Genomic DNA, 15258 nt, shown 5'->3' on the forward strand with positions numbered 1-15258 from the left:
GTTCCCAGACGGCTGCCCGAACAGCGGCAGCCCCGGCCGGCACACGGCGAATCCTGCCGACCGGGGCCGAACGGCGCCGTACGGGACGACGTCGAACTGCTCTGGGACATGGTCGAGGCACTGTGCCGCGACCGCGAGCCGCCCGCGGCCTGACGCCCCCTCACCGAGGGCCGGTGCGCGAGCTCCGAACGGAGGCCCGCACCGGCAACACCCCTTGGGATACGCGTTCCCAGACGGCTGCCCGAACAGCGACAGCCCCGGCCGGCACACGGCGAATCCTGCCGACCGGGGCCGAAGGCGTACCGGCTCAGTGCTCGCGCGGCCGGTAGGGCAACTGCGTGAGCCTGCCCCGCCAGGGTCCCGGGCCGGGACACGACGGAGGTGCGGAGGTTCCGGAGGGGCGACAGGCTCCCACACGGCAGGCAGTAGCCCCACCCCGTTTCGGGGTCCGTCACCCACCCGGCGCGACAGCGCGGGCACTCCTGCATGAGCCGCACTCTCAGAACCCATCTGTGAACCTCTGTTGATCTCATACGTGGGACGCAACCCACGAGACTGGACGGCTGTTCCGTGTGGGGCCGGTGGCCCCTACCAGCGTTGGGCACCGCCCCCGACCTCGCTCGGCTGAGCAGCTGCCGACAGCAGTGCAAGGAAAAAGACGTCCACGGAGGCGTGGTCGATGAACGTGATGTTTCATTGACCGCGCTCACGGAACGGCTTCCTCGCCGAGGCCGACGTCAGGTTGGCGATGGGCGTCACTCGATCGGGTTGTGGTCCCGCGGGAGGGCGGAGCCGGTGCTCCAGCCCTGCAACGATCGACTGTCTGAATGGCCCCTGGCTTCCCCGACCGCCAACCGACTTCCCATTCCTGCATTTTCTCCATGCCGTGAAAAAGAGGTTTCCCATGGCGCATGAGGACTGGCTGCCCCGGATCACATCGATCTTCCGCATGTACGACTTGGACGGCGACGGTCAACTGGGCCGCGAGGACCTGATCGCCTACGCCGGCCGAGTCGCCGAGAATCTCACCGAGCCGGGCGACACCAAGCGGCGAGCGGCGCTCTACGACGCCTACGCTGAGCTGTGGACCCAACTGTCCGCCGTCTCCGACACCGACCGCGGCGGACGGATCAGCGAGCAGGAGTTCGTCGCTGCCACCGCGCGCGGGGCGTTCGACGGCGACCCCCACTTCCGTGACTCGACGCTGCGTGCCCTCGACGCGCTCGCCGACGCCCTGGACCGGGATGGTGACGGCACCATCGATCCGGCCGAGTACGAGCGGATCTTCGGTGCCACTGGGCTCGACACGACCACCTCCGCGCTCGGGTTCGCGGCTGTCGACACCGACGGCGACGGCCGCATCACCCGTGCCGAGCTGCGAGCAGCCGCCGTCCACCTGTACCCACTGGCCGACCCCGCCTGGCTGACCACCGACGCGGCTCCCACCTCGGGCCCCCGCGGTATCGCGCTGGTCGCACACGACACCCGTAAGGCCGACTTGCTGGGCTGGACCGAGCGCCGCGCCAAGGAGCTGGAGCAGCACCGCCTCTTCGGCACCGGCACCACGGGAACCCTCATCACCCGTCGCCTCGGCTTGCCCGTAACCGCCCTGCGCAGCGGCCCCCTCGGCGGCGACCAGCAGATCGGCGCCCTGGTCACCCGCGGCGAGATCGACCTCCTCGTCTTCTTCTTCGACCCACTCTCCTCCCACCCTCATGGGGACGACGTCCGCGCGCTCATCCGTCTTGCCGTCCTGGCCAACATCCCCGTCGCCCTCAACGCCGCCAGCGCCGACGCCATGATCCTCGCCCTCACGCCCCACATCCCCGCACAGGTCGGCGCGGCCGCCCTCACGTAGGTTAAGGTCCCACCACACGCAGACCGAACAGGCGTTCGCGTTCCTCGCGCGCTCGCCCGGCTTCATCGCGGTGAGTAGCGATCAAGACTCGCGGGCCGATCAACCCACCTGCCCGGGCCCGTTCTTCTTCTCTTACATCCCGTCCAAGGAGCCACAACCCGCACTGGTTCGCCCTGCGGGTTTAAGGATGGGTTCTCAGGTCATGCCGTGATGTCGTACGCCCCGGCCTTCACGGCGTCGGTGAACAGCGCCCAGGACTCCGCCGTCATCGTAACGATGATGTCCGGGTCGCCGCTGTCGCGAAAGGCGACGATGCCGGGAACACCGGCGGCCACCGGCGGCAGTTGTTGACCCCGGAGCGGGGGCGGCACGCGGACATGCCGACGAACTCGAATGCGGACCGGTCAGCCATGGGGGCGTAGGTCGTGTACTCCCACTGCCGCGCGTCGGTGGCCGCCTCTGCCCGCTGGCGACGGACCCTGCCGACGAGCCCTGCCACGAGTCGCTGGGTCTGTGTGCCGTGCCTGGCCGGGCTCTCCGGAGGACCCTGGCTGCTCCGGCGTCGCGAAACGCCGCATCCGTTCGCTGCGGGACTTTCCTGACCAGCGGCTTTCCGTCCTCCCGGCCCCGCTTCACCGCCGCTTGGTCGCGCGCTGGCCGTCGCTTGGCAGCCCCCCTGCAGTCTGTTCCTGCGGCAGGGGGAACGCAGCGACAAGGTTCTCCGGCCGGAACCGAACGCCCAGAAAGTTTCCCCGAGTTGTGGAGGAAAGCATGACCACGGACGTCTCGTACAAGGATCTCCAGTACGGCTGGGAGGCCGCGTACCAGCAGCAGTCCGAAGGGCCGCTCTGGCAGGACGACCCGATCCCCGTGATCCCGCAGGCCATCAAGGCGCTCACCGCGCGTGAGGCGCGTACGGTCGTCGACCTCGGCTGCGGTGACGGCCGTAACCTCGCGGCGCTGGTGGACGCCGGCTTCACCGCGCTCGGTGTGGACATCGCGCCGACCGGTCTGCAGCACGCCCGCCGGATCATCCGGCAGCGCTCCTTCCTGCTCCGCGCGGACGCCACCGAACTCCCGCTCATCGACGCCTCGGTGGACGCGGTCACCTGCTTCGACGTCTTCGGCCAGATCCAGGACCCGAGCGCCCTGATCGCCGAGGCGCGCCGGCTCCTGGCCGAGGGCGGCATCTTCGTCACCAACGCCTTCACCCCGCAGGACGACACCTACGGCGAGGGCGAGGAGATCGCGCCGAACACCTTCGCCTACAAGGACACCCTCTTCCGCTACTACAGCGAGGAGGAGATCCGGGCCCTGTTCGACGGGTGGGAGATCATCGCGCTGGAGCGCGTGTCCTGGGACGACCCGCCGCACGGCGACTTCCGTCCCTACGCGCACACCCACGACAACTGGATCGTCTACGCGACCCCGGTGGACTGAGCCGGATGAGCCGGATGACCACGGTCGAAGGCCCGGCCGGGTCGGCGTTGCAGGAGCGTCTGCGTCACTTCCGGGCGCTCCTCGGCCCCACCCCGGTCACGCCCGTCACCCTGAACATCGGCGGTCGCCCGCGAACCGTCCACCTCAAGCTGGAAGGGCACAACCTCGCCGGCTCGGTGAAGGCGCGCACGGCCTACGGTCTGGTGCGCGGTCTGCTGGAGTCGGGACGGCTGCGGCCCGGCGACCGGCTCCTGGAGTCCACCTCCGGGAACCTCGGCATCGCGCTCGCGATGCTGGCGCGCTATCTGCAGATCGGTTTCACCGCCGTGGTGGACCCGCTGGTGGCGCCGGAGAGTCTGCGGCGGCTGTCGGAACTGGGCGCCGAGGTGGTCACGGTCACCGAGCGGGACGCCTCCGGCGGATACCTCCTCTCCCGGCTGGACCGGGTGGCGGAACTCCTGAAGGAGAACCCCCGCTACGTCTGGACCAACCAGTACGGCAGCCCCGACAACCCCGCCGTACACCGGGAGTTGACCGGCCCGGAGCTGCTCGGGCAGCTGCCGGAGTCCCCGGACGCGGTCTTCGCCGCGATCTCCACCGGGGGGACGTTCGCCGGCGTCAGCCGGTACTTCCGGGAGCACAGCCCGACCACCGAGATGGTCGCGGTGGACATCGAGGGCTCGGTCGCCTTCCGCGGCCGGCCCGGTCGGCGGCACCTCTCCGGCATCGGAGCGAGCCGGCCCTCGGCGTTCCTCGACGACTCCCTCGTCGACCACCTCCAGGTCGCCGACATCCGGAGCGCGGCGCACTACTGCCGGCTGGTGCTGCGCGAGGCCGGACTGCACATCGGCGCCTCGGCGGGCGCGGTCCTCGCGGGCTGTGCGCGGTACCTGGAGACCCATCCCGAGGCCGAACTCGTGGTCTGCCTCTGCGCGGACGGCGGGGAGAAGTACGCCGGCACCGTCTACAACGACCACTGGCTGCGCTCGATCGGGGTGGCACCGCCCGGCGGCGACGCGGCCGGCTCCGCTCTCTCCGGGAGCGCTATCCTCTCTGGAGTCGGATGAAATAAATGCAGCTGAAATGAATACAGCGAACTGTGCGGAATTCCGAAGGAATTTCAGGGAATTCTAGAGGTTGGGGCATGCCAATGCAGAGTGTCTCGGAGATCCGGGACGAACTCCAGGAGTTCGTGCGGGGCGGTGGCCGTCCGGCCGCTGTCGAGCCGGCGTTCGCGGCCGTCGGGCAGCTGGCCGACAGCGAACTGCAGCGCACGGACGAGCACGACGTGGCCATGCTGCTGTGCCTGGCCGGCGTCTGCGCCGGCCTGGCGGGCGGCGGACCGTCGGCGCTCGAACTCCGCGCGGTGGCCGACCGGTACGCCGACACCTCCATCCTCTACACCGGCCGGGTCCTGCCCCGGGTCAAGGAGACCGTCGAGCTGATCTACCGGGGCGTCGCGGAGAAATCGGCGGAGATCCTGCTGGAGGCGGCCGACGCCATCAGCCAGGGCTGGGCGGAATACGCCCGCTCCGATTTCCCCGCCGCCTTTTCGCAGCTGGCCTCGGCGCTGGGGATCGAGGGCGGCGGAGAAGAATTCCTGGAGACCTCGTACATCTCCTGGAAGCGAGGACTGGAGGACAGCGCCCGTGGCTCCGTCGAGGAGGCGCTCGCCGCTTTCGGGACCAGCCTGGAGAAATACCGGAAATACTCCTACTACGCGGACGCCGCCTGGCTCTACACCGACCTGGTGATCGCCCGGCTGCTCGCCGGGGAGGTCCAGGCGGCCGTCCGGGTGCTGGACGAGCAGCGCCGGTACGTGGACGACGTGATCGCGTCGGCCGGGCACCGGCCGGCCACGGAGGGTTCCTCCTACGCCTTCCACCTCGGCGACGTACGAAGCGGCGGGTACAGCTCGTTCGTGGACTCGGCGGCGGTGGGGCCGCAGGGGCTCGGCCCCGACGACCGCGCACTGCTGCGCCGCTACGTCCGGGTCAGCGAGAGCCTGCTGGCCTACGCCGGCTCGCGCTCCCGCCGGGACCTCGACGCGGCACTGGACCTGTTCTCCTTCGGCTGGCTGGGCTATCTCGACTCGCCTTACCCGGAGATCTTCCACCGGCTGGTCCGGCACCTGGAGGGCCCCGAACCGGTCGCACCCCTGCTGCTCACCGTGCACGTCCGCTGGCGCGGCCTGCTCCAGGCCAGCCAGCTGCGGATTCGGTCGGCCGATCTGATCCGCACCGCGATGGACCTGAGGGAGCGTCTGCAGGCCGCGGGCCTGGAGAAGGAGGCCGACATCGCCCTGCTGGACGCGGGCATGCTCCACTTCGCCCTCTACGGCAAGGCGGCCACCGCGTCCTGGCTCTCCCGGCAGCTCGCCGAGCTGCGCCGGCTGGTGCCGGGCCCCCTGCAAGCCGTCGTGGAGGCGCTCCAGGTGCCGCCGCAGGCCGGACTGCAGACCCCGCTGGCGCACTATCTCGGGGCCCGCGCGGCCTACCGGGTGCCGGACTTCATGCCGGCGTTCGGGGTGTTCCGCCGGGACCTGCGCAGCAGACGGGAACTGCCCGCCGAGGTGGACCTCGCCTGCTACGGGGAGAGCCTGTGGATCAACGGAATCCTGATCTACGAGACCGCTCCCGCCGCACTCGTCGGGATCCTCGGCGAACTCGGCCGCGAGCTGAAGGAGGCCCGCGCCGAAGAGCGTGAGGTCCCCTACCTCTCCGCGGCGGAGCTGGCCGAGCGGACCGGACGGACCAGCAGTGCCGTGGTCCAGGTGGTACGGCGTTTCCGGGCCGTCTGCCAGGAACAGCTGGACCGCAGTACCGAGTTGGGCCTCAAACCGGACGACGTGCTCCAGGGCCGGCCCGGCTACCGGCTCAGCCCGACCGTCGTGGGCGAGGTCGAGTTCCGGCTGGTGCCGGGTGGCAAGTCCATGGCCTGACCCATAATTTGACCGGCCATCAACTCCCAACCATCAACGCCAGCCATCAACTCCGAACCGTCAATTTCGAAACCGTCAATTTCGAACCGTTTCAAGGAGCCCGGGTGTCCCGCCTGATCATCGAGTCGTCCGACGTCGCCGCGGACTGGAAGTTCGCCGTGGTCCTCAAGGCCAAGTTGCCCGCCGGGGTGGCGATCAACGCCGCCACGCACACCGCTCTCGGACTGGCCGCCAAGGCCGCGGCCGAGCACCCCGAACTGGCCGCCAAGATGTCCTTCCTGAACTTCCTGGACGCCGACGGCGGTACCCACGCGCCGATCTCCGGGCTCTCCCTGGTCGTCCTGGAGGGCCGCGCGGCCGGACTGCGCCGGTTCCGCGCCGAGGCGAGCGCCGCCGGGCTGCTGGTCAACGACTTCGTCTCGGCGATGACTGGGGACACCTATGCCGAACAGCTGGAGCGGGTCGCCGCCCTGCCCGAGGCGGAGCTGGAGTACTACGCCGTGGCCGCGTTCGGCCGGCGCGACGAACTCGATCCGCTCACCAAGAAGTTCTCCCTGTGGAAGTAGCCGCGGGGAGTCATGAACATCCAGGAGATGAGGATTCATGACCACTGCAACGCCCCTCGCCGTCATACCGGGCGCCCTCGTCGAGGACGTCCTGCGTGACGCCCACGCGGAGGCGCTCCGGATCGTCGAGGAGGTCTACGTCCAGTCCGTCGGAAACCGCCTGGTCAACCCGGAGAGCCTGTTCCTGCGCCCGGACGCGGAAGCACGGGAACGGGTGATCGCCCTCCCCGCCTATGTGCCCGAGCCGACCCCGGCCATGGGCATCAAGTGGATCTCCAGCTTCCCGGGGAACCTCAGCCTCGGGCTGCCCCGGGCCTCCGCGGCCATCGTCCTGAACGACGTGGCCACCGGCTTCCCGGTGGCCCTCCTGGAGGGCGCCCGGATCAGCGGGCTGCGCACCGCGCTCTCCGCCCTGGTCGGCGCCAACGCGCTGACCGCGGGCGCCCGGCGGGCCGCCAAGGTCGCGATTCTGGGCAGCGGGTACATCGCCGCGAACACGGTCTCCGCGTTCCTCGCCGACGGCTGGACGTGGGACCAGGCCGTGGTGTTCGACCTCGCCACCGAGCGCGCCGAGGCCTTCGCCGGCCGGTTCGCCGGCCGGGCCGAACCGGGTGCGGCCGGGCTGGCTGTGGCACACAGCGCCGAGGAGGCACTGACCGATGCCGACCTGGTGCTGCTCACCACCACCGCGATCACCCCGCACATCGACAGCCTCGCCCCGCTCGCCCCGCACGCCACCGTCCTGCACATGTCCCTGCGGGACCTGACCGCCGACGCCCTGGCCGGGGCCGAGCACTTCGTCGACGACGTCTCCCACGCCCTGCGTGAGCGCACCTCGCTCGCCCTCGCCGTCGAGGCCGGAACGGTTCAGCGCGCCGCGATCCGCGCCGTGGGCGAGGTGCTCATCGGCGACTGCCGGCGCACCCCGGACCGCCGTGCCGTGTACGCCCCCTTCGGCCTGGGCTCCCTCGACATCGCCCTCGCCTCGCTCGTCCTCGACCGCGCCCGCGATCTGCCCGAGGCCCTGATCGTCGAGGATTTCTCCGGCACCGCCGCACAGTGACCCTTCCGGCACCGCCGGACATCACTGACCTCACCCTCACCTGACCCGCATCACCGGCAGCCCACGCGCGGGCCGCGCCGTCGATGCCCCCTGCCCTGCTGCCCCCTGCTGACCCCGTCTGGAGTACCGGCATGTCCGAAACCGCCCCGCACACCGCCGATTTCGCCGATTTCGCCGATTTCAAGGTCGCCGACCTGTCGCTGGCCGAGTTCGGCCGCAAGGAGATCACCCTCGCCGAGCACGAGATGCCGGGCCTGATGGCGATCCGGAAGGAGTACGCCGAGGCCCAGCCCCTCGCCGGCGCACGGATCACCGGCTCGCTGCACATGACCGTACAGACGGCCGTCCTGATCGAGACCCTGGTGGCGCTGGGCGCGCAGGTGCGCTGGGCCTCCTGCAACATCTTCTCCACCCAGGACCACGCCGCCGCGGCGATCGCCGCCGCCGGGATCCCGGTCTTCGCGTGGAAGGGCGAGACCCTCCAGGAGTACTGGTGGTGCACCGAGCAGGCGCTGACCTGGCCGGGCCAGGCGGGCCCGAACATGATCCTGGACGACGGCGGTGACGCCACCCTCCTCGTCCACAAGGGTGTCGAGTACCAGAAGACCGGCCAGCTCCCGCCCGCCGACAACGAGGAACTGGCTGTCGTACAGAGCCTGTTGAAGGCGAGCGCCCTCGACTGGACCGCGCTCGCGGGTGAGATCCGCGGGGTGACCGAGGAGACCACCACCGGCGTCCACCGGCTGTACGAGATGCACCGCGACGGCGCCCTCCTGTTCCCGGCGATCAACGTCAACGACGCCGTCACCAAGTCGAAGTTCGACAACAAGTACGGCTGCCGCCACTCCCTCGTCGACGGCATCAACCGCGCCACCGACGTCCTGATCGGCGGAAAGGTCGCGGTGGTGTGCGGCTACGGCGACGTCGGCAAGGGCTGCGCCGAGTCCCTGCGCGGGCAGGGCGCCCGCGTCATCGTCACCGAGATCGACCCGATCTGCGCGCTCCAGGCCGCGATGGACGGCTACCAGGTCGCCGCCCTGGAGAGCGTCGTCGGGATCGCCGACATCTTCGTCACCACGACCGGCAACCGCGACGTCATCATGGCCGGCCACATGGAGCGGATGAAGCACCAGGCGATCGTCGGCAACATCGGCCACTTCGACAACGAGATCGACATGGCCGGCCTCGCCGGGATCCCGGGCATCGTGAAGACCGAGGTCAAGCCGCAGGTCCACGAATGGCGCTTCCCGGACGGTCACACGGTCATCGTGCTGTCCGAGGGCCGCCTGCTGAACCTGGGCAACGCCACCGGTCACCCGTCGTTCGTGATGTCCAACTCCTTCGCGGACCAGACCCTGGCCCAGATCGAGCTGTTCACCAAGCCCGACGAGTACCCGACCGGTGTCCACGTGCTTCCGAAGCACCTCGACGAGAAGGTCGCCCGCCTCCACCTGGCCGCCCTCGGAGTCGAGCTCACCACCCTGACCCCGGTCCAGGCCGACTACCTCGGTGTGCCGGTGGAGGGCCCCTACAAGCCCGAGCAGTACCGCTACTGATCCGTCCTGACCAGCAGTCAACTCCCCGACCAGCAAAGGGAATCCACCATGTCTCGCCGCCTGTTCACCTCGGAGTCCGTGACCGAGGGCCACCCCGACAAGATCGCCGACCAGATCAGCGACACCATCCTCGACGCCCTGCTCGCCGCCGACCCGGCCTCCCGGGTCGCCGTGGAGACGCTGATCACCACCGGCCAGGTGCACATCGCCGGTGAGGTGACCACGAAGGCGTACGCGGACATCGCGACGCTGGTCCGCGACCGGATCCTGCGGATCGGCTACGACTCCTCCAAGAAGGGCTTCGACGGCGCCTCCTGCGGTGTGTCGGTGTCGATCGGCGCGCAGTCGCCCGACATCGCGCAGGGTGTGGACACGGCGTACGAGACCCGTGTGGACGGTGATGACGACGAGCTGGACAAACAGGGCGCCGGCGACCAGGGCCTGATGTTCGGCTACGCCTGCGACGACACCCCTGAGCTGATGCCGCTGCCGATCCACCTGGCCCACCGGCTCTCCCGCCGCCTGGCCGAGGTCCGCAAGAACGGGACCGTCCCCTATCTGCGCCCGGACGGCAAGACACAGGTCACCATCGAGTACGACGGCGACAAGGCCGTACGCCTGGACACGGTGGTCGTCTCCTCGCAGCACGCCGCCGACATCGACCTGGAGTCGCTGCTCACGCCCGACATCCGCGAGTTCGTGGTGGAGCCGGAGCTGAGGGCCCTCGCCGAGAGCGGGATCACCCTGGAGACGGAGGGCTACCGGCTGCTCGTCAACCCGACCGGCCGCTTCGAGATCGGCGGCCCGATGGGCGACGCCGGGCTGACCGGCCGCAAGATCATCATCGACACGTACGGCGGTATGGCCCGCCACGGCGGCGGCGCCTTCTCCGGCAAGGACCCGTCCAAGGTGGACCGCAGCGCCGCGTACGCGATGCGCTGGGTCGCGAAGAACGTGGTGGCGGCGGGCCTGGCCTCCCGCTGCGAGGTCCAGGTCGCCTACGCGATCGGCAAGGCCGAGCCGGTCGGCCTGTTCGTCGAGACGTTCGGCACCGAGACCGTGCCGGTGGCGCGCATCCAGGAGGCCGTGTCCAAGGTCTTCGACCTGCGCCCGGCCGCGATCATCCGCGACCTCGACCTGCTCCGCCCGATCTACTCCCAGACGGCGGCCTACGGCCACTTCGGCCGCGAGCTGCCCGACTTCACCTGGGAGCGCACCGACCGCGCCGCCGACCTGCGCGCCGCCGCCCAGTCCTGAACGGTCCGGCCGGACCGCCTGCCGTCACCTCATACGAGACAAGGAGCAGACCGTGCGCATCGCCGTCACGGGTTCGATCGCCACCGACCACCTCATGCAGTTCCCCGGCCGGTTCACCGATCAGCTGATAGCCGACCGCCTCGACACGGTCTCGCTGTCCTTCCTGGTGGACCATCTGGAGGTGCGCCGCGGCGGGGTCGCCGCCAACATCGCCTTCGGCCTCGGCCGGCTCGGGCTGCGCCCGCTGCTGGTGGGCGCCGTCGGAGCTGACTTCGGCCCCTACCGCGCCTGGCTGGAGGAGAACGGCGTGGACACCGGATGTGTCCATGTCTCCGGCACCGCCCAGACCGCCCGCTTCATGTGCACGACCGACCTCGACCAGAACCAGATCGCCTCCTTCTATGCCGGGGCGATGGCCGAGGCCGACCGTATCTCGCTGCGCTCGGTGGCCGAGGCCGCCGAGGGACTCGACCTGGTCGTGATCTCGCCCAACGCGCCCGAGGCGATGGTCCGGCACACCGAGGAGGCCCGCGAACTCGCTGTGCCCTTCCTCGCCGACCCCTCGCAGCAGCTGCCCCGGCTCACCCCGGAGCAGGTCCGCTCGCTGGTCGACGGCGCCCGCTACCTCTTCACCAACGAGTACGAGGCCGTCCTGCTGCTGGAGCGCACCGGCTGGAGCGAGGCGGAGGTGCTGGACCGGGTGGGCGCCTGGGTCACCACGCTGGGCCCGCGCGGTGCCCGTATCGAGCGGGCGGGCGGTGCGACGGTGACCGTGGACGCCGTACCCGCCGAGGCCGTCGCCGACCCGACCGGTATCGGCGACGCCTTCCGGGCCGGGTTCCTCGCGGCCGTGAGCCGGGGGCTCGGCGACGAGGACGCCGCCCGGCTGGGCAGCGCCTGCGCGACGCTGGTGCTGGAGGCGGTGGGCTCGCAGGACCTGGGCCTCGGCCCGGCCGCCGTGGTCGACCGGCTCCGCACGGCCTACGGCGAGCAGGTGGCCGCGCGCCTGGTGGAGCGGCTGGCGGTGGCGGCATGAGTGCCGACGCCGGTCGCGTCCGGGTGGCCGCGCTGCGCGAGGCACTCGCCACCCGGGTCGTGGTCGGTGACGGCGCCATGGGCACCATGCTGCAGGCGCGGAACCCCACGCTCGCGGACTTCCAGCAGCTGGAGGGGTGCAACGAGATCCTCAACGTGACCCGCCCGGACATCGTCCGCTCGGTCCACGAGGAGTACTTCGCGGCCGGCGTCGACTGCGTGGAGACCAACACCTTCGGCGCCAATCTCTCCGCGCTCGGGGAGTACGACATCGGGGACCGGATCCTCGAACTGGCCGAGGCGGGCGCACGGATCGCCCGGGAGGCCGCCGACGCGTTCACCGCGCGGGACGGCCGTACCCGCTGGGTGCTCGGCTCCATGGGCCCCGGCACCAAGCTGCCCACCCTGGGCCATGTGCCGTACGAGCCGCTGTACGAGGGCTACCGGCTGAACGCGGCGGGGCTGATCGCGGGCGGCGCGGACGCGCTGCTGGTGGAGACCAGCCAGGACCTGCTGCAGGCGAAGGCGGCCGTCCTCGGGGCGAAGCGGGCCATGGCCGAGGCCCGTCTCACGCTGCCGCTGCTCGTCCATGTGACCGTCGAGACGACCGGGACGATGCTGGTCGGCTCGGAGATCGGCGCGGCCCTGACCGCGCTGGAGCCGCTCGGCATCGACCACATCGGCCTGAACTGCGCGACCGGCCCCGCGGAGATGAGCGAGCATCTGCGCCATCTGGCCCGCAACGCCAGGATCGGGCTGTCCTGCATGCCCAACGCGGGGCTGCCCGTCCTCACCTCCGACGGGGCACACTATCCGCTGACCCCGGCCGAACTGGCCGACGCGATCGAGGTGTTCGTCCAGGACTACGGCCTCGGCCTGGTCGGCGGCTGCTGTGGCACCACGCCGGAGCACCTGAGGGCCGTGGTGGACCGGGTGCGCGGCCGCGCCCTCAGCCCGCGCTCCCCGCGGCCCGAGCCGTCGGCGGCCTCGCTGTACCAGTCGGTGCCGTTCCGGCAGGACACCTCCTACCTGGCCATCGGCGAACGCACCAACGCCAACGGGTCGAAGAAGTTCCGCGAGGCGATGCTCGCGGCCGACTGGCAGACCTGTGTGGAGATCGCCCGGGAGCAGATCCGGGAGGGTGCGCACCTGCTGGACCTGTGCGTGGACTACGTCGGCCGGGACGGCACCGAGGACATGCGGGAGCTGGCCGGCCGGCTGGCCACCGCCTCCACGCTGCCGATCGTGCTGGACTCGACCGAGCCGAAGGTGCTGGAGGCCGGGCTGCGGATGCTCGGCGGGCGGGCGGTGCTGAACTCGGTCAACTTCGAGGACGGCGACGGCGAGGACTCCCGCTTCACCCGGATCGCGCGCCTGGCGCAGGAGTACGGCGCCGCGCTGATCGCGCTGACCATCGACGAGGAGGGCCAGGCCCGCACCGCCGAGAAGAAGGTCGCGGTCGCCGAGCGGCTGATCGAGACCCTCGGCAGCCGCCATGGCATTCCCGAGCACGACATCCTGGTGGACTGTCTCGCGTTCACGCTGGGCACCGGGCAGGAGGAGTCGCGCCGCGACGGCGTGGAGACCATCGAGGCGATCCGCGAGCTGAAGCGGCGCCACCCGGACGTGCAGACCACGCTGGGCCTGTCCAACATCTCCTTCGGCCTGAACCCGGCCGCACGGATCGTGCTGAACTCGGTGTTCCTCGACGAGTGCGTGGCGGCCGGCCTGGACTCGGCGATCGTGCACGCCGCCAAGATCCTCCCGATGGCCCGGATCCCCGCCGAGCAGCGCGAGGCCGCCCTCGACCTGATCCATGACCGGCGCCGGGAGGGCTACGACCCGCTGCAGCGCTTCCTCACCCTGTTCGAGGGCGCCACCGCCACGTCCCTGAAGGCCGGCAAGGCCGAGGAGCTGGCCGCGCTGCCGCTGGAGGAGAGGCTGCGGCGGCGCGTCGTGGACGGCGAGCGCACCGGTCTGGAAGCCGACCTGGACGAGGCGCTGACCGTCCGGCCGGCGCTGGAGATCGTCAACGAGGTGCTGTTGGAGGGCATGAAGACGGTCGGCGAGCTGTTCGGCTCCGGCCAGATGCAGCTGCCGTTCGTGCTGCAGTCCGCCGAGGTCATGAAGGCCGCGGTGGCCCATCTCGAACCGCACATGGAGAAGGCCGGGGACGGAAAGGGCGGGGCGGGCAAGGGCACCGTCGTGCTGGCCACGGTCAAGGGCGATGTCCACGACATCGGCAAGAACCTTGTCGACATCATCCTGTCCAACAATGGCTATGACGTGGTCAACATCGGCATCAAGCAGCCGGTCTCGGCCATCGTGGAGGCGGCCCAGGAGCACCAGGCCGATGTGATCGGCATGTCCGGGCTGCTGGTGAAGTCCACGGTGATCATGAAGGAGAACCTTCAGGAGCTGAACCGGCGCGGCCTCGCCGCCGACTTCCCGGTGATCCTCGGCGGCGCCGCCCTCACCCGCGCCTATGTCGAGCAGGACCTGCACGAGATCTACGACGGCGAGGTCCGCTACGCCCGCGACGCCTTCGAGGGCCTGCGCCTGATGGACGCCCTGATGGCCGTCAAGCGCGGGGTACCCGGCGCCCGGCTGCCCGAGCTGAAACAGCGCCGGCACGCGCGCGTGGAGGTCACGGAGCCGGAGGACTCCACCCGGCGCTCGGACGTGGCCACGGACAACCCGGTGCCCGTGCCGCCGTTCTGGGGCGACCGCGTCGTCAAGGGACTGCACCTCGCCGACTACGCCTCCTGGCTGGACGAGGACGCGCTGTTCAAGGGCCAGTGGGGGCTCAAGGCCGCGCGCACCGGCGGCCCCTCCTACGAGGAGCTGGTGGAGACCGAGGGGCGGCCCCGGCTGCGGATGTGGCTGGACCGCCTGCAGACTGAGGGCTGGCTGGAACCCGCCGTCGTCTACGGCTACTTCCCGGCCGTGTCCAGCGGCAACGACCTGCTGGTCCTCGGTGACGACGGCGCCGAGCACACCCGCTTCGCCTTCCCCCGCCAGCGCCGCGGCCGCCGGCTGTGCCTGGCCGACTACTTCCGCCCGGAGGAGTCGGGCGAGAAGGACGTCGTCGCCTTCCAGGTGGTGACCATGGGCGCCCGCGTCTCTGCGGCCGCGGCCGAGCTGTTCGCCGCCGACTCCTACCGCGAGTACGTCGAACTGCACGGTCTGTCCGTCCAGTTGGCCGAGGCGCTCGCCGAGTACTGGCACGCCCGGGTCCGCGCCGAGCTGGGCTTCTCGGGCGAGGATCCGCAGGAGATGAAGGACATGTTCGCGCTCAAGTACCGCGGGGCGCGCTTCTCCCTCGGCTACGGCGCCTGCCCCGACCTGGCGGACCGCGCCAAGATCGCCGGGCTGCTGAAGCCGGAGCGGATCGGCGTCCATCTGTCGGAGGAGTTCCAGCTGGACCCGGAGCAGTCCACCGACGCCCTCGTCATCCACCACCCCGAAGCCAAGTACTTCAACGCCCGTTGAGCGGACAGCAGCAGAGAGGGGACCTTCACCATGGTCCTGCACCAAGGGCC

General features: G+C 70.6%; 11 protein-coding genes. 10 read left to right on the plus strand and 1 reads right to left on the minus strand.

Annotated features, from left to right (window positions below; genetic code table 11):
* Positions 1–904: 904 nt before the first annotated feature.
* Positions 905–1858, plus strand: a complete 954-nt coding sequence (locus M878_RS94755) for a methylglyoxal synthase (protein WP_023549831.1) — start codon at positions 905–907, stop codon at positions 1856–1858.
* A gap of 200 nt (positions 1859–2058) precedes the next feature.
* Here the strand turns inward: M878_RS94755 and M878_RS74200 are convergent, their stop codons facing one another.
* Positions 2059–2229 (minus strand): DUF397 domain-containing protein, encoded by a 171-nt coding sequence (locus tag M878_RS74200; protein WP_245238198.1) that lies wholly within the window; start codon positions 2227–2229, stop codon positions 2059–2061.
* A gap of 400 nt (positions 2230–2629) precedes the next feature.
* Between M878_RS74200 and M878_RS74205 the strand changes: the two genes are divergently transcribed.
* The 9 genes from M878_RS74205 to metH all read left to right on the plus strand — a co-directional run bounded on the left by M878_RS74205 (position 2630) and on the right by metH (position 15208).
* A complete protein-coding gene (locus M878_RS74205) occupies positions 2630–3298 on the plus strand; it encodes a class I SAM-dependent methyltransferase (RefSeq protein WP_023549833.1) in 669 nt (222 codons plus the stop codon).
* A 14-nt stretch (positions 3299–3312) separates the two neighbouring features.
* A complete protein-coding gene (locus M878_RS74210) occupies positions 3313–4365 on the plus strand; it encodes a pyridoxal-phosphate dependent enzyme (protein ID WP_023549834.1) in 1053 nt (350 codons plus the stop codon).
* Between the two features lie 77 nt (positions 4366–4442).
* On the plus strand, positions 4443–6239 hold the full coding sequence (locus M878_RS74215) for a hypothetical protein (RefSeq protein WP_158692773.1): 1797 nt from the start codon (positions 4443–4445) through the stop codon (positions 6237–6239).
* 104 nt (positions 6240–6343) lie between these two features.
* The gene (locus tag M878_RS74220) at positions 6344–6805 is read left to right on the plus strand and encodes a DUF2000 domain-containing protein (RefSeq protein WP_023549836.1); all 462 of its coding nucleotides are present in this window, start codon (positions 6344–6346) and stop codon (positions 6803–6805) included.
* A gap of 37 nt (positions 6806–6842) precedes the next feature.
* On the plus strand, positions 6843–7868 hold the full coding sequence (locus M878_RS74225) for an NAD(P)-binding domain-containing protein (RefSeq protein ID WP_023549837.1): 1026 nt from the start codon (positions 6843–6845) through the stop codon (positions 7866–7868).
* Positions 7869–7999: 131 nt separating this feature from the next.
* On the plus strand, positions 8000–9424 hold the full coding sequence (gene ahcY, locus M878_RS74230; RefSeq protein WP_023549838.1) for an adenosylhomocysteinase: 1425 nt from the start codon (positions 8000–8002) through the stop codon (positions 9422–9424).
* A gap of 48 nt (positions 9425–9472) precedes the next feature.
* The gene (gene metK, locus M878_RS74235; protein ID WP_023549839.1) at positions 9473–10681 is read left to right on the plus strand and encodes a methionine adenosyltransferase; all 1209 of its coding nucleotides are present in this window, start codon (positions 9473–9475) and stop codon (positions 10679–10681) included.
* A gap of 52 nt (positions 10682–10733) precedes the next feature.
* Complete coding sequence (locus M878_RS74240; RefSeq protein WP_023549840.1) at positions 10734–11717, plus strand: carbohydrate kinase family protein; 984 nt, start codon at positions 10734–10736, stop codon at positions 11715–11717.
* Positions 11714–15208, plus strand: a complete 3495-nt coding sequence (gene metH / locus M878_RS74245; protein ID WP_023549841.1) for a methionine synthase — start codon at positions 11714–11716, stop codon at positions 15206–15208. Before M878_RS74240 ends, metH begins: the two co-directional genes overlap by 4 nt.
* Positions 15209–15258 lie beyond the last annotated feature (50 nt).

The organism is Streptomyces roseochromogenus subsp. oscitans DS 12.976 (assembly GCF_000497445.1).
GTDB classification, from domain to species: domain Bacteria; phylum Actinomycetota; class Actinomycetes; order Streptomycetales; family Streptomycetaceae; genus Streptomyces; species Streptomyces oscitans.

What these genes read in the sequence shown, in the direction of transcription:
- M878_RS74205 (WP_023549833.1), top strand. Translation starts at nt 2,630, where the DNA reads ATGACCACGGACGTCTCGTACAAGGATCTCCAGTACGGCTGGGAGGCC.
- M878_RS94755 (WP_023549831.1), top strand. Translation starts at nt 905, where the DNA reads ATGGCGCATGAGGACTGGCTGCCCCGGATCACATCGATCTTCCGCATG.
- M878_RS74210 (WP_023549834.1), top strand. Translation starts at nt 3,313, where the DNA reads ATGACCACGGTCGAAGGCCCGGCCGGGTCGGCGTTGCAGGAGCGTCTG.
- metK (WP_023549839.1), top strand. Translation starts at nt 9,473, where the DNA reads ATGTCTCGCCGCCTGTTCACCTCGGAGTCCGTGACCGAGGGCCACCCC.
- ahcY (WP_023549838.1), top strand. Translation starts at nt 8,000, where the DNA reads ATGTCCGAAACCGCCCCGCACACCGCCGATTTCGCCGATTTCGCCGAT.
- metH (WP_023549841.1), top strand. Translation starts at nt 11,714, where the DNA reads ATGAGTGCCGACGCCGGTCGCGTCCGGGTGGCCGCGCTGCGCGAGGCA.
- M878_RS74215 (WP_158692773.1), top strand. Translation starts at nt 4,443, where the DNA reads ATGCCAATGCAGAGTGTCTCGGAGATCCGGGACGAACTCCAGGAGTTC.
- M878_RS74225 (WP_023549837.1), top strand. Translation starts at nt 6,843, where the DNA reads ATGACCACTGCAACGCCCCTCGCCGTCATACCGGGCGCCCTCGTCGAG.